Origin of the sequence: Paenibacillus sp. LHD-38, from assembly GCF_031157315.1 — a bacterium.
GTDB lineage: Bacteria > Bacillota > Bacilli > Paenibacillales > Paenibacillaceae > Pristimantibacillus.
On record NZ_JAVIFU010000072.1, the window covers coordinates 1 to 22,449 of the forward strand.

Annotated in this window: 17 protein-coding genes and 3 pseudogenes; 3 read left to right on the plus strand and 17 right to left on the minus strand. The window is 39.8% G+C overall.

The genetic code is table 11. From position 1 onward, the window contains the following. Positions 1–92: 92 nt before the first annotated feature. A complete protein-coding gene (locus RCO25_RS31845; protein WP_309000092.1) occupies positions 93–545 on the minus strand; it encodes a hypothetical protein in 453 nt (150 codons plus the stop codon). Positions 546–816: 271 nt separating this feature from the next. Here RCO25_RS31845 and RCO25_RS31850 point away from each other — a divergent pair, with 271 nt between their 5' ends. After that, positions 817–1,215, plus strand: a complete 399-nt coding sequence (locus RCO25_RS31850) for a DUF4372 domain-containing protein (RefSeq protein ID WP_309000093.1) — start codon at positions 817–819, stop codon at positions 1,213–1,215. 85 nt (positions 1,216–1,300) lie between these two features. Here the strand turns inward: RCO25_RS31850 and sigK (RCO25_RS31855) are convergent. From sigK (RCO25_RS31855) to RCO25_RS31885, 7 genes and pseudogenes are all read right to left on the minus strand, one after another. Next, a pseudogene (gene sigK, locus RCO25_RS31855) lies at positions 1,301–1,798 on the minus strand (RNA polymerase sporulation sigma factor SigK); the annotation flags it as partial. 277 nt (positions 1,799–2,075) lie between these two features. Then, positions 2,076–3,032, minus strand: a complete 957-nt coding sequence (locus RCO25_RS31860; RefSeq protein ID WP_309000094.1) for a cytochrome P450 — start codon at positions 3,030–3,032, stop codon at positions 2,076–2,078. Positions 3,033–3,277: 245 nt separating this feature from the next. Next, on the minus strand, positions 3,278–3,856 hold the full coding sequence (locus RCO25_RS31865) for a TetR/AcrR family transcriptional regulator (RefSeq protein WP_309000095.1): 579 nt from the start codon (positions 3,854–3,856) through the stop codon (positions 3,278–3,280). Between the two features lie 196 nt (positions 3,857–4,052). Beyond that, positions 4,053–4,605: pseudogene (sigK, locus tag RCO25_RS31870) on the minus strand (RNA polymerase sporulation sigma factor SigK). Further along, positions 4,568–4,765: pseudogene (locus RCO25_RS31875) on the minus strand (gfo/Idh/MocA family oxidoreductase); the annotation flags it as partial. The pseudogenes RCO25_RS31875 and sigK (RCO25_RS31870), both read right to left, overlap by 38 nt. 300 nt (positions 4,766–5,065) lie before the next feature. Next, positions 5,066–6,013, minus strand: coding sequence for an NAD-dependent epimerase/dehydratase family protein (locus RCO25_RS31880; protein WP_309000096.1), 948 nt, complete (start codon positions 6,011–6,013; stop codon positions 5,066–5,068). 17 nt (positions 6,014–6,030) lie between these two features. Next, positions 6,031–7,221: a glycine C-acetyltransferase gene (locus tag RCO25_RS31885; protein WP_309000097.1), complete on the minus strand. Its 1,191-nt coding sequence runs from the start codon at positions 7,219–7,221 to the stop codon at positions 6,031–6,033. Between the two features lie 150 nt (positions 7,222–7,371). On the opposite strand from RCO25_RS31885, the gene RCO25_RS31890 reads away from it, so the two are divergent. Then, on the plus strand, positions 7,372–7,923 hold the full coding sequence (locus RCO25_RS31890; protein WP_309000098.1) for a helix-turn-helix domain-containing protein: 552 nt from the start codon (positions 7,372–7,374) through the stop codon (positions 7,921–7,923). A 324-nt stretch (positions 7,924–8,247) separates the two neighbouring features. Here RCO25_RS31890 and RCO25_RS31895 read toward each other — a convergent pair whose 3' ends face one another. The 6 genes from RCO25_RS31895 to RCO25_RS31920 all read right to left on the minus strand — a co-directional run bounded on the left by RCO25_RS31895 (position 8,248) and on the right by RCO25_RS31920 (position 17,820). Further along, positions 8,248–11,448: a hypothetical protein gene (locus tag RCO25_RS31895; RefSeq protein ID WP_309000099.1), complete on the minus strand. Its 3,201-nt coding sequence runs from the start codon at positions 11,446–11,448 to the stop codon at positions 8,248–8,250. Between the two features lie 69 nt (positions 11,449–11,517). Further along, the gene (locus RCO25_RS31900; RefSeq protein WP_309000100.1) at positions 11,518–13,092 is read right to left on the minus strand and encodes an extracellular solute-binding protein; all 1,575 of its coding nucleotides are present in this window, start codon (positions 13,090–13,092) and stop codon (positions 11,518–11,520) included. A 33-nt stretch (positions 13,093–13,125) separates the two neighbouring features. Further along, positions 13,126–14,019: a carbohydrate ABC transporter permease gene (locus RCO25_RS31905; RefSeq protein ID WP_054027428.1), complete on the minus strand. Its 894-nt coding sequence runs from the start codon at positions 14,017–14,019 to the stop codon at positions 13,126–13,128. A gap of 4 nt (positions 14,020–14,023) precedes the next feature. Continuing rightward, positions 14,024–14,953: an ABC transporter permease gene (locus tag RCO25_RS31910; protein ID WP_309000101.1), complete on the minus strand. Its 930-nt coding sequence runs from the start codon at positions 14,951–14,953 to the stop codon at positions 14,024–14,026. A 40-nt stretch (positions 14,954–14,993) separates the two neighbouring features. Then, a complete protein-coding gene (locus RCO25_RS31915; RefSeq protein WP_309000102.1) occupies positions 14,994–16,253 on the minus strand; it encodes a Gfo/Idh/MocA family protein in 1,260 nt (419 codons plus the stop codon). Positions 16,254–16,641: 388 nt separating this feature from the next. After that, positions 16,642–17,820, minus strand: coding sequence for a LacI family DNA-binding transcriptional regulator (locus RCO25_RS31920; protein ID WP_309000103.1), 1,179 nt, complete (start codon positions 17,818–17,820; stop codon positions 16,642–16,644). 118 nt (positions 17,821–17,938) lie between these two features. Between RCO25_RS31920 and RCO25_RS31925 the strand changes: the two genes are divergently transcribed. Continuing rightward, positions 17,939–18,172: a hypothetical protein gene (locus RCO25_RS31925; protein WP_309000104.1), complete on the plus strand. Its 234-nt coding sequence runs from the start codon at positions 17,939–17,941 to the stop codon at positions 18,170–18,172. A 382-nt stretch (positions 18,173–18,554) separates the two neighbouring features. Here the strand turns inward: RCO25_RS31925 and RCO25_RS31930 are convergent, their stop codons facing one another. Genes RCO25_RS31930 through RCO25_RS31940 form a run of 3 tightly spaced genes read right to left on the minus strand, consistent with a single transcriptional unit; the run spans position 18,555 to position 22,057 of the window. Next, positions 18,555–20,330 (minus strand): aminopeptidase P family protein, encoded by a 1,776-nt coding sequence (locus tag RCO25_RS31930; RefSeq protein ID WP_309000105.1) that lies wholly within the window; start codon positions 20,328–20,330, stop codon positions 18,555–18,557. Beyond that, the gene (gene eutH, locus RCO25_RS31935; RefSeq protein WP_309000106.1) at positions 20,314–21,435 is read right to left on the minus strand and encodes an ethanolamine utilization protein EutH; all 1,122 of its coding nucleotides are present in this window, start codon (positions 21,433–21,435) and stop codon (positions 20,314–20,316) included. Before eutH ends, RCO25_RS31930 begins: the two co-directional genes overlap by 17 nt. A gap of 40 nt (positions 21,436–21,475) precedes the next feature. Continuing rightward, entirely contained in the window at positions 21,476–22,057 is a 582-nt protein-coding gene (locus RCO25_RS31940; RefSeq protein ID WP_053344573.1) for a helix-turn-helix domain-containing protein, read from the minus strand. Between the last annotated feature and the right edge of the window lie 392 nt (positions 22,058–22,449).

Below are 22,449 nucleotides of genomic sequence, written 5' to 3' on the forward strand. Positions count from 1 at the left end.
ATCAAAGATCCATCTTTACCCATTATCCAATTCTACCATGCCTTTAAGAATCTCCTAAAACCAACATGTCTATGAAGCTATTCTAATTGGCGTTATCCATCCAGTAGAGCGAAGAGCCAATAAAAGCCGCTCCACCAGCGGAAGGTGCTGACATCGAAGGTGCTCCACGGCTCGCGTAGAAGATGAACCGTAAACAGCATGGCCGCGGGAATCGCAAGCAGAAGCGATAGCAGCAGCCGTTTTTTGTCCGACGGGACAGCCCCGATCCACAGCCCGCCCATGCATGCCGCAAATGGAAAAAAGTAAAAGTAAACGTTCATGGCCGCCGCGCTGAGTTGGAAGATCGCGGTGCTCACGAAAGGCGACAGCCGTCCGTAAGGCTGGAGGAAGGGAATGATGACCAGATGGACGGAGAAGGCAAAGCTCGACATCCCTCCAATGATTAGCGTCATGCCGATCCAGAAGTTGCTCTTAAAGCTGTAAACCAGAAATACGATACCCATGGACCAAAGCGAGAGGAACATGAGAATATACAATAAGCCCACGAACAACCCCCTACCTTTATCAGTACGATACTGGTACTGCAGAATACTTCCATTTTATCACAAATTGTAAAACTGGCATATTTTGAGATTTCACAAGCGTTGCATTAATGTTATCCGAATCTTCATAATATTCAATTTTATTTGTGTCTGAGCATAAAAAAATCCTTTACAATGGAATGGAAGGTAGTACCTGTCCAAAATCCAGTGAAAAGGATCAGCTTATGGACAAGAATACCCTATTTTCTTCATTTGGTAAATGGCTTTCTCCAATTTGTACGAAGACGTTCACGTTCGAATTGCTCAGACCGGCCAAGATAAATACGTTAAGAAGCTCACCACGCCAGCTTATCTTAAATTGTTTCTTCATGCCCAATTGCAAAGACGTGATGGGCTTCAAGATATTGCTGACGACGTGTTATGCAAGGAATTTCAGCAGGAACTCGTGCTTGAATCAAACAGTGCTGCGCAACTTTGTCGGAAGCATAATCAGGTTGATCCTGACCTGCTTCAGTTGGTCTTCGAGCGATTGGTCACGCAAATTCTAGCACAGAGAAATCCCGCAGCCTTCCGCAAAGACATGAAAATCATCGATTCCACCACATTTCGCACTGTTTACAGAAATATAAATGGGCTGTGTTTCGCCAGTCGAAGGCGGGAATTAAGAAAATAAAATACACGTCGAATTTGACGTGTATTTTATTTATATTATTCGTTGAACAACACTATTAAGCTAGTGCGTCCTGTAGATGACATTTTCATCTCTTCGCTTTATAAAATTCATGATAAAGCTTCATGAGCGCCCTTTTCTCAATCCGCGACACATAACTCCGCGAGATCCCAAGCTCCTTCGCAATCTCCCGCTGCGTCCGCTCATCCCAGCCATGCTCCAGCCCGAAGCGGCCAATAACAACTTCCTTCTCGCGGTCATCGAGTATATCCAAATTCTTATATATTTTACTTTTCTCAATTTTGAGCTGCACCTTATCCACGATATCATCTGCCTCCGTGCCGAGGATATCGATCAACGTAATTTCATTGCCTTCCTTGTCCGTGCCGATCGGGTCATGCAAAGACACGTCCTTGCGGGTTTTCTTCAATGACCGCAAATGCATAAGTATTTCATTCTCGATACAACGAGCCGCAAAAGTCACGAGCTTCGTGCCTTTCCCGGTTTGGAAACTCTCAATCGCTTTAATAAGACCGATCGTTCCGATCGAGATTAAATCCTCGAGATCCTCACCTGTATTGTCGAATTATTTGACGTTGTGGACACGAAGCAACGTAAAATCCCCTTTATTTCAATAAAACAAAAAAGAGATGCCGTCGGTCCCATGACCTTCCAGGTGGAGTGTCATCTCTTTTAGATGAATTATACTCTCCGCACCGAATAACCACTATTTGTAATACAGTTCACTATTGTTATCCTTGCTCCTTTACCCAAGATACATAGTTAAGAACCAAAACAGACCCAGGTTTCGAAGGTTCTATGTGTCTGCTTTGGGAAAACAAGTGCTGTGAATACAACTTCTATTATTTCCGCAAAATAATAGGCATTTGTTTGATTCCAAACATCAACCAGCTGTCGATTCTCTCCAATGAATGGGAGCGATCGAGGTGGAACTCAGGGAATCGATTAAGCAGCGTTTGAATGGCAATTTTACTTTCCAAACGAGCTAATTGCGCTCCTAAGCAGAAGTGAATTCCGTGACCAAAAGCAAGATGGGGAATAGGACTCCGGTGGATGTCGAAGATGTCCGGACGCTCGAATAGGTCTTCGTCATGGTTGGCCGAGCCAATCCAGATATTGACCATTTGTCCGGGAGTTAGTGTTTGTCCGCGTAGAACTGTAGTCTTTTTTACCGTTCGAATCATCGTTTGAACAGGGGAACAATAACGAAGAACTTCTTCAAGAGCCTGAGGAACCAAAGAACGATTCTCCAAAAGCTGCTCTTTAGCATCAGCATTGCTATCGATCATAAATAGTGCCGAGGAAATTAGGTTGGTTGTAGTTTCATTTCCCGCAACAAGCAGCAGGATGCAAAAGCCGATCACTTCCAGATCGCTTAATTGTTCGCCATCTGTTTTCGCACGGACTAGACGACTAATCAGATCATCCTGCGGTTCAAGCCGTCTCTGATCCGCTATTGCGGTAAAATAATCACTCATCTCTTGTTGGCATTGATAAAATCGCTCGGGTTTGTTTCCGACCAGCGCATCCGACCATTCTTTGAAACGCTTTCGATCTTCCAGAGGAATACCTAGCATTTCGGCAATGACGATAATCGGTAACGGACTTGCAAAATTATGAAGCCCATCCATCTTACCGCTCGCTTCCATTTGGTCACATAACTCATTCGCTATCGCTTCAATCTTTGGCGTCAGTCCTTCAATAACCCGAGGAACAAAAGCTTGAGAAACGAGCATCCGCAATTGCCGATGTTTAGGCGGATCTTGTCTTAGAATACTCGCTTCAATCGGATCTTTCATCGTTTCGACACCTTGCGAAGAAAAATGCTCGTGATCGGAAAAAATCGTTTTGACGTCCTCGTATTTGAAAACGTCCCAGGAATCAGTCTCCTTTTTAAACAATAAGGGGGAGGAGGCTCGCATTTCTTTAAAATAAGACAAAGGTATCAATTCATTAGCCATTCTCCAATCCATATGTTACACCATCGCTTCCATCTAATTTTATTATACTGACTAGTCAGTATAATAACCCCAAAAAAGGGCGGTTACTCACCGCTAGTCAAAAACAAACCTGATGTAATGATCGTATAAAAGAATTGTTCAATATGATCACGGGACAATTCTTTGTTGTTATTCAAAAAATAATTACATGCGCTGTCGAGCATCCCAACGATCCCAGCCGCGGCCAAATTGCAGTTAACATCACGAAGCACGCCTTCTTGCTTTCCTTCTTCTAAAACGTTTGCAAGAAAATGAATGTAGTCAATTCTTAGTTTCTTCAGTTCTTCGAGCACTTCCTGATCGATACCGTTGGATAGTTCATTGAAAACGATATGCGCTAAACTGCTTGATTCCAAAAACAGATCGAGGTTATGCCTGATGATCCTTTTGATTTGTTCTTCCAAAGTAAAAGTGGATTTAAGATCGGCCTGAACTTTATTAATAATCTCCTGAAAACCATCCTTAACAAGCGTCTTAAACAATTGGGCTTTACCTGGAAAGTGATAGTAAAGTGTTCCTTTGGCGACATTGGCTCTCAAAGCAATTTCATCCATACTTGCCCGATGATAACCGTTTTCTGAAAATACTTCAACCGCTGTTTGGATAATTTTCTCTTTACTCAAGGTGATCCGCCTCTCGTTAATTTAGAAAAAAACTGACTAGTCAGTTCAACGAAAGTGTAACATGTTGGAAAAAGATCTGTCAACTGAGATCGCGATTTTGCTCTTAAAATGAAAAAAGCCTCCTGGAATGAACAACAGTTCAAATCCATGGGAGGCTATTTACGCTGTGGAGTGCGACTTCTCCGACTGACCGACCTTACCGCTTCGCCTTATAAAACTCATGATAAAGCTTCATAAGCGCCCTCTTCTCAATCCGCGACACATAACTCCGCGAGATCCCAAGCTCCTTCGAAATCTCCCGCTGCGTCCGCTCATCCCCGCCATGCTCTAAACCAAAGCGGCCAATAACAACTTCCTTCTCGCGGTCATCGAGTATATCCAAATTCTTATATATTTTACTTTTCTCAATTTTGAGCTGCACCTTATCCACGATATCATCTGCCTCCGTGCCGAGGATATCGATCAACGTAATTTCATTGCCTTCCTTGTCCGTGCCGATCGGGTCATGCAAAGACACGTCCTTGCGGGTTTTCTTCAATGACCGCAAATGCATAAGTATTTCATTCTCGATACAACGAGCCGCAAAAGTCGCGAGCTTCGTCCCTTTTTCCGGTTTGAAAGCTCTCAATCGCCTTGATCAAGCCGATTGTCCCAATGCTAATCAGATCCTCTAAATCCTCGCCTGTATTATCAAACTTTAGACGTATCCTAGTTGCTCCAATTACCTCGTACGAAGCTGTGGGCAACATGCCAATACCCTACATTTTCATTTAATTGAATCGACACGGCTTCGCCGACTTGACCTTGGGAAATGACTCGCTTGACGGCTGACCAGAACGGCGTATAGCGAAGCACGTGGCAAATCGTTAATAGTCGGCTGTTTTCCTTTGCCGCGCGTTCCATCTCGATAATGACAAATAATAGCATCACGATACTATAAATCATTCCTTTTGTATTCATATCTATCAATAATCAATATGATCACTATTCTTGAGCTGTGTCCTTCAATTAAAGTAGGATATGAAAGCAGAGGTAATGCAGAAACGTTCTATTGTTCTTGAAAAAGAAACGGAAGAAAATATTGAGAAAAAGCAAAGCGAAAATCAGGAGTAAATCCTGAAAATCGGTCTGCTTAGTGGTAAATTTTTAGTGATCAGTGGGACAATTACATTCGACTTATAGAGTTTGAGGCCAGGCAACCGAGACACATTACCCCACGAATTTAAGGGACACTTGCGAGAGCATATCTTTAGTCATTTTCTCCAAATTGTATTCTACGCTAAACCCCCATTCTTCCTTGGCAGCGGTGCTATCAATCGCATCAGGCCAGCTATCTGCGATCGCTTGTCTGAGCGGATCCACTTGATAAGCGAGTTCAAAATGAGGAATATGCCTTCTAATTTCTGTAGCAATCATTTCGGGATCGATACTCATTGCCGATACATTAAAAGCATTGCGATGCTTGAGCTTGGATGCATCTGCCTCCATTAGGGTGATAATTGCTTCAAGAGCATCCGGCATATAAATCATATCCATAAAAGTGCCTTGCGAAATATAAGACGTATAACGTCCTCTCTCACTTGCATCATAAAAAATTTCTACTGCATAATCAGTAGTTCCTCCCCCCGGCGGAGTTGCATAGGAGATGATTCCGGGGAAACGCAGGCCCCGAGTATCGACCCCGAACTTGTTATAGTAATAATCACACAATAATTCCCCTGAGACTTTACTGACACCATACATGGAAGTTGGTCTTTGAATTGTTTCTTGCGGCGTATTACTATAGGGTGTCGTTGGTCCAAATACACCGATCGAACTTGGAGTAAAGAGTTGGCATCGCAATGATTTAGACACTTCTAATGCGTTGAGCAATCCCCCCATATTCAATTGCCAAGCAAGCAACGGTTTCGCCTCCGCAGTCGCAGATAACAGTGCAGCTAAATGAATGATTGTATCCACTTGATATTTATTGGCAATGTCATACATTGCTTGAGGATCGGTGACATCCAGAAATTCAAAGGGACCTGATCCTTCATCTGTGCTTAATTTTTTTATATCCGTAGCAATTACCTGATCAGTACAATAAATTTCTCGTAGTCTAGTGACAAGCTCAGTGCCAATTTGACCCGATGCGCCAGTGACCATTATTCTTTTCATCTGAATGCCCCTCTCTTTTATATTAACTTCAGCTCTTTCCCTATTTTTTCATAGATTGATAATGCTTTTTCAAGCATTGGCCCCGTGTGCGCTGCGGTTGGCATATTTCTGATTCTTCCTCCTCCCTTTGGTACTGTTGGGAATACGATCGCCTTTGCATAAACACCTTCTTCATAAAGCCTTTTGCTAAATTGCTGCGTCTGTTTTTCATCTCCAATAATACATGGTGATATCGGCGTCGCACTGTTTCCGATATCGAAGCCTAGATCACGGAGTCCTTTCTTCAGCAAATCACCGTTCCCCCACAATCGATCCATAAGTTCTGGACTGTTCTTAATGATATCTATAGCCACAATGCTGGGTGCTACAGCAGCAGCAGGCAATGAGGTTGAGAATAAAAACGGCTTGCTTCTGGCTTTCAGCCAATCAATTAATTCCTTCTTGCCCGCAACATATCCCCCTACGACGCCGACAGCTTTGGAGAGCGTACCAATTTGAAAGTCCACTTGATCAGAAAGCCCAAAGTGCTTTATTGTACCCGCGCCCCCTCCCAGAACTCCGGAACCATGAGCATCATCCACATACGTTATAAGGTCATACGCCGTTGCAATCTCAATGATTTCTGGAAGCTTCGCAATGTCCCCGTCCATGGAGAAAACCCCATCCGTAATTACCATGAGCTTCTTATATAATCCGGATTCTTTAATTGTCTTCGCCTTACTCCACAAATCATCCATGTCAGAGTGATTGTAGCGGATAATCTTGGCTTTGGATAATCTGCACCCTTCAATAATTGAAGCATGATTTAATTCATCAGATAGAATTGCATCATTCTGATCCATCACTGCCGAGATAGCTGCCATATTACAATTAAACCCTGATTGATAGACAACAACAGCTTCCGTATTCTTGAATTCAGCTAATTTTTCTTCTAACTCCAGATGAATGTTTAATGTTCCATTAATTGTCCTGACCGCTCCCGCCCCAGTTCCATAAATGTTCACAGACTCTACGGCTGCCTGAATTAATCTAGAGTCATTCGCTAAACCCAGATAATTATTCGAGGATAAATTAATAAACTCTTTACCCGCAATAGCAATCATCGGGCCATTTGCCCCCTGCATGGGATCAATAACATTGTACAGCCCTTTACTTTTTAACTCCGTCAAATTGTCTATTAAGAATTGCTCTAATTGTTTGCTGGACATAATCTCGCCTCCTCAATACATACGTTATACTATGTATGTTATAGTATACACATGTATCAAATAACGCACAATGGTGAAATATGAAATAGTCGACTTTCGAGTTTTTTTACGTTACGATGGGTAAAAAACAAAAAAGAGAGTGGGGAAATCGTGGAACCGATACATGTTAAATTGGGTAAAAACTTAAAGTCAATCCGTAACGGCAGGGGCCTGAGTCTTGATAAAGTGGCTGAGTTAACCGGAGTTAGCAAGGCAATGCTTGCACAAATCGAACGCGGTGAATCAAATCCTTCTATTTCTATTATTTGGAAAATAGCCAATGGACTTCGTTTATCATTCACTTCATTAATCGAAGAACAAGGTCCTTCCGTTTCTATTTTCAACAGTGCAGATATGGATCCCTTATTAGAAGAAAAAGGCTCATTTCGTTCCTATCCACTTTTTCCATTTAGTCCGCACAAGCAATTCGAGATTTATTTGGTTGAAATGGATCCGCATTGCGTTCACGAATCCGAGGCGCACACTGCCGGAGTAGAGGAATACATTATGCTTTTAGAAGGGAGTTTGGGAATTACAATTGACGGCAGAAACTACACAATTAAGCCAAATGAATCCCTTAGATTTATCGCTGATCAGCCCCATAGTTATATGAATTATACGAATAATATTGTGCGATATCACGTTCTTATTTATTATCCTTAATTCATATTAACACTACAAGAGCGTGTTCAATAAGCTCATAAATTCGGATAAAAGACAAAAATGCACCAAGCAAAAAATGGTTTAATGGAAGTAATCCTACCACCATTAAAGCAATAACACGAGGTGCATTTTCATGGATTTTCAGTTAAAACTGCTATCTTACTACTACAACACACTCGGATTTGACGTGGAACTGATCGATTACATCGATCATGTGGCTGACTCTATTGTACTGGAGTAAATCGCTCCGCTTAACAATGTACTTTTTTTTCACGAGTCAGACTTTTTTTCAGCGGCCTCCCTGTGGTGGGGGTTATTTGACGTTCACGTTTTTAGTTTCATTTCATAAAAGCCATCAATCTGAATTGTTTTTTCTTGTTTGTCTTTTGTCAGCACCTCTAAGGATGTAGTTCCATACCCCTGCAGGCGAATGATAGCTTCACCCATGGATTCTTGGATGGAAACCACCTCTGTATCAAAATCCCGTGATAGGATGCCAACTGATTCGGATAACGTTATGATATTGATTTTTTCACGCTCAACATTGATTTCAAATGTTTTGTTGTTCCATTTCAATGTAGCCTTGGCAATCTCTTTGTCACTCCACCAATCGATGTTTAGTAAGTAGATTACTCTTAGCCCATCTTCACGGTCAAACACGGTAAAGTTAACGGTATCATCACCAACAATATACCCTTTCTCATACTCATCTTTGCAAGCTTCCTCTGCGGTTTGTTTTAATACAGATTGGTATTCTTCTCGAATGGCTGGATTGGCAGGATAGTGCAGTGAATTGATAAAGATAACTTTCCCTTTGCCTACAGTGTTTTGAATAATTAATGGTTTGCCTTGGTGTGTTTCGACTACCGTTACTGTATCTTGCAATGTAAGGTCCATGATCCTTTTAGGATTATCAACATTTTCAGGATAAACATATTCCTTTATCCCCAAAACCTTTTCCATTAAGCCCTTCTCGATTAGGCCACTTGTTCCATTCAAAGCCTCTTCTCGATCCGTTGTGGTGAAAAGATGAGCCCAAGTTAGAATGGCCGTGCCTCCATCGTAGCAAAATTCAAGGAGCTTATGAAACTGTTGATCTGTAGCGGTATTAAAACCTAAAAATGCAAGCACTTTATATTTTTGATACGTTTCTGGCTGAGCCTCTATCGGTAAAATATCAACCGTGCCATAAGGGGTTCTGGAATAAAATCCTTGTGGTTTGTTTTCGCATGGGTATCGATAAATGGCACTCAAAACAGAGTCCGGAAAGAAGGTTTTTAGCAAATCCCAGCTTTCCTCCATATGATTAAATTTCCATTTATCGCCGACTTGTCCCCATGCATTGGGCCTTGTAAAACATACCCAAGCATCATTATTTCCATGTAAAAAACCAAATGGGACAACCATTTTCGTAGGTCTTGTATGGGTTTTTACAAAATGGGCAAAGTTTTTTTGCACTTGTAAATGTTCAAGGCAAGCCGGGGAAAACCGATCGAAAAATGCCATCTCACTTTCGATATGCCAAAGCCCTTCCTCTGTATTGATGTGATTGATGTTATGAGTATAGCAAACAAATAATGAAAGTTGATACCTTCTAAACCGTTCTTTTGTGTCATGAGGCAGTGTTGACCATTGAACGGCCAAATGCGCTAACAAATCTTTTTTGTTGTATGCAATTGCCGCTCCCCGCTGTGCAGCGATTATAATCTCATGTGGGCCATACATCAATTCACTGCCTGCGCTTTCTAAGCCACCCTCGTAGAAATACTTAAATAGCGTGCTTGGACCCGAATGTCTTTTCACGCCGTTTAACGAATAGCGAACGTTTTCAACGAGTTGTGCAGCCGCCTCTTCCATGTCCGTTGGCTTCACAGGATTATAACCTGAAAAAACTCTATTTTGTGCATAAACAGGAGGCGTTAAATATTTTCCATCTTCAATTTTATCTATAAACCGCTCCATGAGCTCGTCAAAAAAAGCAAATTTAAAGCCCCGCCCAATACCCCAATAATAGAAGGCACCGTCTCTTTCGTGTCCTTGATTTCCAATAAAATAAGGTCCATTTAGCATTTCTTTCGTTGGGTTTGCATTCATACCTGGAAGCTCGCGCCCATCAATAATGTGGCAATAATGATAGCGGTACTCCGTAAAGATTTTGACAAGGTGCTCCCAAAAATCTTTGTTTAATTCCCTAGTTCCAGTCCATCGATAAACAGGCCGTAAGGATATAAAATTCCCCAAACGGTTGTTTAAGTACCAACAAAAAAACTCATCAAAATCTTCTATATCTTGACTAATAAAAATGGCGTCTGAGGTTCCTGTTAATACATTGTCATCTTTTTTTTCTATTGTTCGTGTAATGGTAATCGTTTCTTCTTCCAAACTACAATTTAATTTGATCTTGAAATTCGTTTGGTGGGATGTAGCCATAAAATTGATTACGTTAAAACCCTTTTGACAACAATGTTCTTTTTCAAAAATCAGGTTCTCGTTTTCACCGGCGCTTACGATAACGGTAGATCGGTCTTTTAGGTAAACCATAATAGGTATTTGCGTATGCAGAGGAATGCAATCATCGAAACCAACTACAGTTAAATTTTTTGCCTCTTGATATAGCAAATATAATGATTTAACCGTGTAAGGCTGGGGCATAAAATAATCTGCTTGATTGGTGATGCTGATGGTGTTTTTACCTATTTTCAATAGATCCTTATCTATTTTGAATTCCTTTTCGGAAAACCGTAAACACCGTTGAAAAAATTCGCCGTCAAAGCAAATCTCATTGTTGATTTTAATCGTTAGGTTTGCCCATTCTTTTTTGGATAGATTCTCCCCAAACCAGTTCATTTCTTCATGGTAAGGATCAGACATCGTAAACGGAGCCAAATAATTATAGTTGGGTTCACTGTAGAAATTACCATTAAAGCGTGGGTCTTCCAGGTAAAGGTCTCCAAGGCATCCCTTCACTTGGATATAAACCAAAATGGAAGCCACATCATCCTCTAAAACAAAATCTCTCTCAATCTTTTGCCAAGGGTAAGTACCTTCTTCTATAGGAATGATAATGACCTCATCGGGGTCTAAACTGATGGAAGCCGTGTCTACCCCTTCTTTTATGAACCGCTTTTCAAAAACAATTTCCAAATCAGCTGTGTTATTCTTCTCTAAATGATCTGCCTTTGCATAGATAGAGAAGGTAAATTGATTTCCAGCGTGTTTAGGTTTTACGAATTTATAATAGGCACGCTTTCGATAGGGTTCACCTTCTCCTTTTAAATGCAAACAAAACTGGCTATGATGGGTATCATTTGGAGACAGACAGTCATCAACCATTCGATATAAATAGGGGTACCCTCCCTCTGTCATCCAAGAGGGGTGCATGGCATATTCGCCTTTTAACATGATTTTGAAATCGTTCTTGGCGATAAATTCCAAATCATCTAGTAAAAAATCACAATGCAAGGAATCTCCAGGTTTAATATGGGGTGGTTCCGGATAGTCTTGAATGGTCAGTTTGCTATACATGCTTTCCTCCTAATCAACATAAGGAGCGTAAAAACATCACGCTCCTATGCTCAACTCAAGTTATATTCGCTATTTCTTAAAAGTCTCGTCGTAAGCTTTATTGATTAGCTCCAAAGCTCGGTCAGAACCAAGTTTTTTAACCTGTGTTATAACTTTTGAATCCCAGGTATCAATGCTTTGCTTACCGATAATCACATTTACCGAAGCTTCCTCTACGTAGGTATCAATAGCCGTTTTGAGGTCGGTATATTCTTTTTTTGCATTAGTATCGCTAAATTTTGCATCAAAGATTGCCTTGCCAAAGGCTTGGTTTTCTTCCAAAAATGATACCGATTTTTTCATGGCAGCACCATTTAACTCAAAAGTATTAATAGCAGCTTGATTTACAACACTGAAAAGTTCTTGGGTATTTAGCCCCGTATTCTTGATGGTACCATTTGGTGTAGCAGGAGTTTGAAAATCCTTCAAAAATTTCACAGTACCATCGGGATTCTTTTCGTAAGACTCGCCTTCGATACCAAATTGCAGTGCATCGATACCTTCTGGGCTGTACATCCAATTCAGCAAATTAACCAATTCATCTTTGTATTTAGTTTGGTTTGAAATCACTTTGTAGTTTTGGAAATAGCCGCTTAAAACAGTGGTACCAACTCTTTTATTGTTGTAAGCAGGTTGAAGCATAGCCGTAAATTCAAAGCCCTCTGGAATTTTGCTTCCCATTAGTTGAACAATCTCGTCGCCAACTTGTGGGTAGTCAAAGGTCACCAAACCTTTGTTTGTAGCTAACAGTTCATTCCATTCATCATCTGTAATCGTAGCAAAGTTTGGATTTAACAAGCCTTCGGAATACAATTTATTCAAGTAAACCAACGTATCCTTGTAGGCTTGGCTTTCTGGACCGAATAAATATTTTTGTTGATCTGGGTCAAGATGGAAAGAGGTGTTCGTTCCTCTAAAGTAAGCTTGGTTGCCAATTAGATGAGACGTCCCCCATCTTACGAAAAATGGGTAAGAATCTGGGTAGAGTTTCTTCAGTTCAACTAAGGTATTGTATAAATCGTCAAAGGTTTCGAACTTCGTGGATAAGTTGTGTTTTGCAAAAATATCAGTCCTGCCTAACATAACTTCGTCGGCACGATATGGCACATCATACACTCTTGGGGCGCCATAATATTTGCCGTTAGGCGAACGAGTCAGATCCATGGCAGGTGGATATTTTTCCAACATCGCTTTGTAATGATCAAGCTTCCCTGATTCCATATAAGGCGTTAAATCTAAGAATGCTCCTTGTGGACCATAACGATCCGCATTATCTCTTGATAACGTAATCAAATCCGGTAGTGATCCACCTGCTAACATGGTATTCATTTTTTGTGTATAGTCTGCACGGGCAACGGTAACGGGTTTGATTTTAATATTTGTGTACTTTTGAATGGTCTTAAAAATTTCTTCGTCGCCAGTGTATGGGGTATTAGCCTGGAAAAACCAAGTAACTTCAATTGGTTCTTCGCTAACTTTTTGTGTGGCGGCATTTGGGTCTGCTGTCTGTGACTGTTCTGTGGTTTTGGTAGGTTCGCTTGGCTTGTTACACGCTGTAACTAACAACATCATGGTAGCTACAATTAAGATTAAAAATCTTTTCATGATAAATCTCTCCTCTTTAGTTAACTTTATGAATTATCCTTTTATTGAGCCAACCATAAGGCCCTTGACAAAGTACTTTTGTATAAAAGGATAAATACACATAATAGGAAGGGTCGTGATGACAATGGATGCCATTTTTAAAGATTCCGTTGCCGAGTGATTTAATTGAGCATAAGCGTCTTTTTCGCTTGGATTGAATGTTGCAGCTACCAAAATACTTCTTAAAATCATCTGCAAAGGATACTTTTCGGTGTCATTTAAGTAAAGCAACGCATTAAAATATCCATTCCAAATGCCAACAGCTGTGAATAAGCCGATGGTAGCCAGGATTGGCTTGGAAAGTGGCAAAATGATTTTCACTAAAACTTGAGGATCAGTGGCCCCATCAATGTAAGCGGATTCACTTAGGCTTTCAGGTATATTCCTAAAGAAGGATCTCATGAGAATAATGTTCCATGCAGACAGTGCCCCCGGAAGAACCATAACCCAAATGGTGTCTAATATATGCAGGGACTTATAAGCCAGAAAGGTAGGGATCATACCGCCACCAAAAAACATGGTTATAATGTACACCTTGGACATAAATGAACGCATTTGAAACTTATCCTTGGAAAGTGGATATGCTGTTATTGCTGTGAAAAACAAGGTGAAAAGCGTCCCCAGGGCAGTATACACAATCGTGTTTTTATATGCCGTGAAAAAAATAGGATGGTTTATCATGGTCTTGAATGCACCTAGGTCAAAACCTTTTGGAAAAAAACTAACTTTCCCCGCAATGACTTCTGCGGGATTGCTAATAGACACAGACACAACGTAAGCAAAGGGATAGAGCATAGCCAGTACAACAATAGCCAACATGATGTACACGACAGAAAGAAAGACCCGATCTCCCATTGGTTCTTTGATTTTGTAAGAATTTTTTTTCATGATATCACCATAAACTTTCCTTTAGGAGTTTTCTGGAAAAATAGTTTGCCCCTAATAAAAAAACAATGGAAACCAAACTGTTAAACAACCCAATAGCACTTGAAAATCCATAATCTTGGTCGATTATACCTTTACGGTAAACATAAGTAGAAATAACATCGGCAACATCATATGTGGCAGGGCTATACATTAACAGAATTTTATCGAATCCAACGCCTACAATACCGCCAATTGCTAAAATTAACAAAGTAATGATGGTTGGGCGGAGACTGGGCAAGGTGATGTGAAAAATTTGTTTTAACTTAGAACAGCCATCGATCTTAGCCGCTTCATACATTTCTGAGTCAATCCCTGTAATGGCCGCCAAGTAGAGTATGCTGGCATAGCCAACTTCCTGCCAAATACCTGAGCCAATATACAAGCCTCTAAAGTAACTGGATTCGTTAAAAAATTGGATCGGGTCAACACCGAAATTTGCTATCAATTCATTTGCAATACCATCACCACTAAAAATGGACTTCATAATGCCCACAATGACAACAACCGAAATAAAATAAGGTAAATACGTAGCGGTTTGAATAAATCTCTTAATTTTTGGATGTATCACTTCGTTAATCAACAAAGCCAGAATAATGGGTGCGGGAAAAGACCAAAGCAGATTATTAAAACCAAGAACAAACGTGTTTTTTATTATTCTAAAAAAGTTTGGATCATTAAAAAACCGAGTAAAGTTATCAAAGCCAATCCATTCAGAGCCGCTTATTCCTAAAAACAAACTGTAATTTTGAAAAGCAGTTACGACACCGACCATGGGATAATAAGCAAAGAAACCAATCATGATTAATCCCGGAAACGATAACAACAGAAGAAAGCGGTTGCATTTCCAATCGTACCTAAACTTTGAAATAAACGATGTTTTCTCAGTAGTCGTCAACAAAAACTCACCTCACTTCATTATCTTTTTGTTTATCGCACTAGTCCGCACCCATAACCCGTTCGGAAAATTCGGAAATTTCGACCGATCTCCCCTTGTTCAATCTGGACTCCTCGGCTGCAAAGGCCATCAAATGACTGCGAACCGAAGCGGTCGCGGACGTCAAACTTTCCTCACCACTATTCGTGCGGACTTCACCTAAGAAGCTGCGCATTACCCCTGCATCACCGCCGCCATGCCCGCTATTTGGCACATGAACGGAGATTTCGTTCTTCTCTTTCGTAACAAAATCGTATACAGTGATTCGATCATCATGGCCATTGATTTGCCCCTTCGTGCCCATGATTTGAACAATTCGCTCCTGCTCCATCGTGAATCCGCACATGCTGAAGGTTGCCGTGGAGCCATTCGCAAATTCCATGTTCACTACCTGATGGTCAACCACATTATTATCAGATTTATACACGCAACGACCGTACGGTGACGTTTTTAAACCTTCTATGATGGCCTCTTTGGAAGTATCCTGTGTAAAATGCCACGCCCAGTTTTTCCCATCCCCCAAATAAAACCTCGGAGCCGAATAGGGACACTGCGATTCCACAGCACAGCCGTCTAGACAGCGTTCCGTAGCCCCCTCCGGTAAATTGCCAGAATGAAAGTGCATCAACGAGCCATACGAGCTGACTCGTACACAAGGCTGATCCATCAGCCAAGATAAGATGTCCATGTCATGACAGGATTTGGACAAAATCATCGGACTTGACGTGTCCGAGTTATTCCAATTCCCGCGAACGAAGCTGTGCGCAATATGCCAATATCCCACATTTTCGTTAAGCTGGATTGAAACCACTTCGCCAATGCGTCCTTCATCGATAATCCGTTTAATCGTAGACCAAAACGGCGTGTAGCGCAGCACATGACAGATCGACAACAAACGATTGTTGTCCTTTGCTGCTTTTTCCATTTCGATGCATTCTCTCGGATCCGGCGACATTGGCTTCTCTAACAGAACGTGGTAGCCTTTATTCAATGACTGAATCGTAGGTCCATGATGCATTCGATCCTGCGTACAAATGATCATGACATCCGCCATTTGCGGCTGTTCTAGGATTTCCTCCCAAGTTGCGTAGCAGTGCTCGTTAGCAATTTTATGCTCCTGTGCAAAGTTCTCACGCCTTTCTCTATTTGGTTCGGCTACAGCCACAACTTTCAATTCATGCGGATAATCAAGCGCATAAGGCGCATAGCTTCGAGCTCCGCGAGATCCCGCTCCAATAAGCACAGCTGTCAATGTTTTCATTATGGTTTTTCCTTCTCCCTATCCCTTAGTTCCTGTAAATGCAATAGCTTCAATAAAGTACATGTTTTTTTGCATGGCGACTGAAGAAAGGTGTCATTATGCTTTTTATGTACGATCGAGTCCATCACCTCCTAATAGGATCAAAATAAACGGCCTCACTGTTTGGGGCGACACAAGAAAGCGCTTTCCAAACCTGCTAAAAATAATTATCTTCGGATTTCCGTAAATAATTATGCTATCTTGGACGGATTCGTTTACCTAGACATATAGCCAGCTTATCGAGTAATATAGAAATTCTTATATTTGACCATTAACTTTATTTGGGGCAACACAGGAAAGCGTTTTCCAAACCTGCTAAAAAAAATTATCTACGGATTCCCGTAAATAATTATGATCTCACAGAAGACTGCCGAATGACCAGTTGGAATGGTAGTTGTACTTTCATTGGTAAATCTAAGATTCCGTTTATATATTGTACTAAAAGTTTGGCCGAAGTAACCCCGATTTCGTATTTCGGAACAGCGACTGTAGACAAAGGTGGATTCGTGTACTCAGACAATTCGATATTATCTACGCCGACAAAACTCATATCTTTAGGGATAAGCAGTCCACTCTCCGAGACCGCTCTCATGGCCGCAATTGCAAGGGTGTCGCTTGCAGCAAACATGGCCGTCGGCAGATCATTTGACTGTGATTCTAATACATTCATCATGCCGCTATAGCTCTTCTCAACCAGCCACTCAGTATCGATTACCCAGTTGGGGCTCACTTCCAATCCGGCGCGATGCATCGCATATTTGAACCCAATAAATCGCTTATCTTCTGGATTGCCATTGGTACCCGTATCGCCTCCGATAAAGCCGATTTTACGGTGTCCCTGTGCAATTAAATGTTCAATTGCGGCTTGAACAGCAGCTATGCGGTCATAATCCACAACAGCAATGTCAGCAACGTCTGCATCCGTTAAATCGATGCCAACAACTGCTCGGATGTGCTTTCGGATATAGGTTAAAATCTCGGAATCAATCTCTCCGATGAGAATCATCCCATCCAGATGTGTTTCCGTTACCACTCTGTGCAGTTGCTGCTCGCTTTGCAATTCATCCAAGGAGTGAATATAAGTCAATGTATAGCCAGAATCCTGTAACTGCTTGCTCAACCCAGATAAAATGGGGGAGAAATAAGGATGCTGCCCTCGGAACTGCTCTTTCATCACTATGCAGCCTACCTGCATAGAAGGCTTAGCTTCTTCCTTTTTATTTTGAACCAAATTGCGCGCAGCTTCATTCGGCTTATAGCCTAATTCTAGGACAACATCCCAAATTTTTTTTTTCGTTTCCGCATTAATTTGCCTGCTCGTATCGTTATTAATGACTCTTGAAACCGTAGAAACGGAAACGCCGACCTGGTTTGCAATATCTTTGAGTGTGGGCAAGATACAGAACTCCTTATTCCTTAATTTTGGCGCCAAACGCTTTCCATTTTCATTGTAATACGCTCTTATTCGAGAGTCAATATAGTGATGACTAAAAATTTGAAAAATCTGATAAATCTGAATGTTAATCAATCGCTGACTCATAGACAAAAAGAGGTGTCCCAAAAGCCATGAATATGGCTAGGGGCACCTCTTTTTTTCAATTAGGCAAAACAAAGTTCAAGATGAAGCTTGGAAATTTATTAAGTTCATGCTTTCCGAGGAAATGCACTCTTCACCAACGGTATTTGGCTTTGCGATGCAGAAGGGAGTTGTGGAGAAACAGCTCAAGGATGCCAAGCAGCAGGCAGTAGCGGGTACACTCCTTGGACAGAAATTGTATGCTAATACAGTAGAAAGCAAGATGAAAGAATTGCATCAGCTCATAGATGGTGTGAGTACCAATTTAACTAGTAATCATAAGGTCGTTTCAATCGCAGTTTAAGAATTTGATTCTTACATGAGCGTCCAGAAATCAGTTGAAGACGTCAGCAAGTTGATTCAAAACCGAGTCAACACTTACATTAACGAGTAAATAGAACGTCCTAATAGAGCTAGCTAATACGTAAGATTCTATGTGTTCAGATATGTAAGAGAGGGACATCTCCCCATTCGAGGCTCTCCCTGCACTAGAACACATCAAGCCTGCATTCAATTGAATGCGGGCTTGATGTGCTCATGCTACTTATGCCGCTTTAACCTTTACGTGGATTACCGCTCCAAGAGTGGTTACAGACACTTGTAAAAATTTTGTCCTATTTGTGGTAAGGTTCTCCGTAACGAACCTAAGTGAGTACCTAGTATTCTTAATCCCTTCCTATTCCTTTTTATATTTCCCTAGTTTCTTCCCTTAGCCATCCGCTCTCTTCTTTATTTAAATAAGGAGCTAGCTTCGTATATACCTCTTGATGATAATTGTTTAACCATTGCTTTTCACTCTCTGTTAACATATCTTTATTGATACCGGCTAAATCAATTGGGCAATACGTAATTGTTTCAAACTTCATAAATTGACCAAACTCTGTTTTCTCGTCTTCAACTACTAACATCATATTTTCAATTCTAATTCCATATTTACCTTCGAGGTATATTCCCGGTTCATTCGTAATAATCATGCCTTTTTCTAATGTAACATTATTATTATTCCTTATGCTTTGTGGTCCTTCATGAACATTCAAGAAAAAACCTACCCCATGTCCTGTCCCGCATTTATAGTCTAAACCATACTGCCATATTGGTTGCCTTGCTAAAACATCTAAGTTAGAGCCTGTAGCTCCGTATAAATATTTTACTGAGCTTAATGCAATAAATCCTTTTAACACCAAAGTAAAATCTCTTTTTTGTTCATCGGTAAGTTTTCCTAAAACAATCGTTCGTGTAATATCTGTTGTTCCATCATAATACTGTCCGCCTGAATCAATTAAAAAAAGACCTTCATTCTTAAGAGTAAATTGCGTTTCTTTATTGGCTTTATAATGCATCATCGCAGCATGTTCTCTATAACCTGCTATCGTATCAAAGCTAGGTCCAACATATCCTTCCTGCGCCCTTCTGAAATCTTCTAATCTTTCTTCTGCAGTAATCTCTGTAATTTCTTCTTTGTCTACAACGTTTTTTAGCCATTTTATAAATTTCACCATGGCTAAACCATCTTTTATTTCACACCATTTTACATTTTTTATCTCAACTTCATTTTTAATCGCTTTTAAATTAGTCGTGATGTCAGGACTTTCAATTTTCTTTGTAATACTGTTAATGGCATTATATAATCTGCTATTTGTTTTATTCGTATCTAAAATAATAGTATCTCCGCTTGAAAGATTTCCTAAGAAAGTTTGTATTTCATGATTCGCTTTTAACTCGATTCCTTCAGCCTCCAGTTCTAATTTAACCAAAGGGGAAACCTTGCAAGAATCAATAAATAAATAACATTCATGTTCTGCTACGATTACATTAGCTATTACAACTGGATTGTTAGGCACATCGGCCCCTCTTATATTCAAAAGCCATGCAATGTCATCAAGGGAAGTTAAAATATAATAATTTGCTCCTATATTTTTCATTTCTTTTCTTACTTCATTTAATTTTTCTACTTGTGATTTGCCTGCATATTTTACGTCATGAGTAAAAATTGGTTCTTTAGGAATCTCTGGTCTATCTTCCCACAGATCACCAATTAAATCTTGATTCATTTTTAATACGATTCTCTTTGCTTTTAGATCTTTTTCCATCTTTTTAACCATATTAATTGAAAAAACATTTCCATCAAAGCCCACAATGCTTCCTTCATTAAGAACATCTGCTAGCCATTCTGAATAAAATGGTACCCCTGGATCCACCATTCTAAATAATCTGATTCCTGAGCCCTCAAGCTGCTTTTCTGCTTGAATATAGTATCTACCATCTGTCCATAACCCAGCATCCTCTAATGTAATAATTACAGTACCTGCAGACCCTGTAAATCCTGATATCCATTGTCTACATTTCCAATGTTCTGCTACATATTCACTCTGATGTGCATCAAAACTGGGAATTATATAAGCATCCATTTGATTTTCTTTCATTAGCTGTCTTAACTTTTCGACCCTATCCCTGATATTCATTACTAATACCTCCATTTTCCTTATGACTAAATTCTTTATTTTCACGATCATATAGCCATGCAGCTAGTACTATACTAATTATTCCGGCTGTAAGCTTTGATATGATAAACGCTCCTAACATTTCTGGGGCTACTCCTGACACAAATCCAAATTGACCTCCAAATACAAATGCTCCACTTACTCCAAAGGCAGTACATACCACTTTTCCTTTAGGATTCATTTCCTTAAATGTTCCAAATATCAACAGATTACTAGCCAAACTTCCTAGAATGCCTGCTACTGACACTGAATTAATTCCAAATTTCTCCCCTATTTCTTTAAAACTATTTTTAAAAATTCGATTGATAAGTGCTAGCATAGGATATGCTCCACCTAAAACAAATGCGATCTTGCCTACTATTACAGTAGATTCAGATAATGGTGCTAATTCTGAGACAAGCCTTACACCAAATATCACATCTATACCTTGTAAAAGTAATCCAACAGTACTCAAACTCATTATAAGCTTTCCAAATACATTAAAAACTTTTATAAAAACATGAGGAGCTTTTAATAATCCTGCTCCTAAAATAATGGCAAAAACAAATATAGGTACCAGATTCCATACTAATATATTGATATTTATTTTTTGCCATAAGCCTGCTGCAAGACATCCTATTGGTATAGTAATAATTCCAACCAACACACCCATAGAAAAATATTTTTCATCCTCTTTAGAAAGCATCCCTAACGCGACAGGTATTGAAAAACTAATTGTGGCTCCTAATGTAGATGCGATGATAATTCCTGAGAATGCCCCCATTTCCTCTGTCAATGCTAACTCATTAGCCATTTGATAGCCCCCCATATCTACAGCTAAAAATGCTGCAGGAACGATAGAAGGATCTAGATGAAAAACTCTAAAGATTGGAATAATCTCAGCGGATAAAAAATTTGTAAATATAGGGGCTAAAGAAAGTATTCCTATCATGCCAAGCCCTAAAGCTCCCATGGTCTTTATGCCTTCCTCAAATTTCCCACCCAGTTTCAAATGATTTCCGGTAATATAATCAATAGCTCCGATTACAAAAAAAGAACCGATTAGATATAACACAAATTTTTCCATTGTTATGATCACTTTCTTTTTATCTTATATAATGTCTTTACTAATCAGCATCTGTAGTATAAAACCCACTATTGTAGATATAATTAGGCGTATTAACAGCTATAAGCTTGACCTTTTTGTTCGTATAATTAGCCCAATTGTGGGCAATATTTGAGTCCATATGAACACTGTCACCAGGATATACTTCATGCCTCTTACCATTTATGTAAACTGTTAATATACCCTCTAAAACATAAATGAACTCTTCTCCCTTATGCTTATAGGATAATATTTCTTCATCTTTCTTTTGAGGAAGAATTTCTATAAGCCTTGGAAAAAGTTGTTTATTTTCTAAGTTTGTACTTAAACTATACTTAATAAAACCACCTTCTACTGAATCCATTAATTCTTGTTCATAACTTCTTAAAACCATATCTTTCCTTTTTAGTGGATAATCAAAAAAATGTGTTAAATGTACTTCCAAAATATCAGCTAGTTTTTCAAGTGAATCAACAGCTATGGTAGTAAGCCCCCTTTCTAATTGAGACAGAAATCCAACAGATAGTTCGCTTTTTTCACTTAACTCTTTCAAAGTAATTCCTTTTTCAGTCCTCAATTTCTTTATTTCCATTCCTATATTCATAAATTCACCCCGTATTTTCATTATTGTGAATAATATAATATAAGTTAGAGTAATTAGCAATGTATTATGAAATAATTTCATAAATATGAAAATCATTAAATTAACGTAATCATCTATTCTCTCAAGTACAGTCCGTAGAATTACACAATCTGGCACAATAAAGACGCTTGATCTATTAGATCTCTATTAGATCTATGCGCCTAGATTATTAAATAATAAAATACGAAAAAGAGCTATCTTATAGTGCCTTACTCAACTAAAGCGCCAATAACTCCCCCTGTGTCAGAATAGTTGTCGTACCCCTCAATAGAAAGTATAGTGGGTAAAAAGAGAGGCTGAGGTGGAGGACAATGACAAGACTGGGAAAAGAGATAAAGCAACAGCTAGTACAG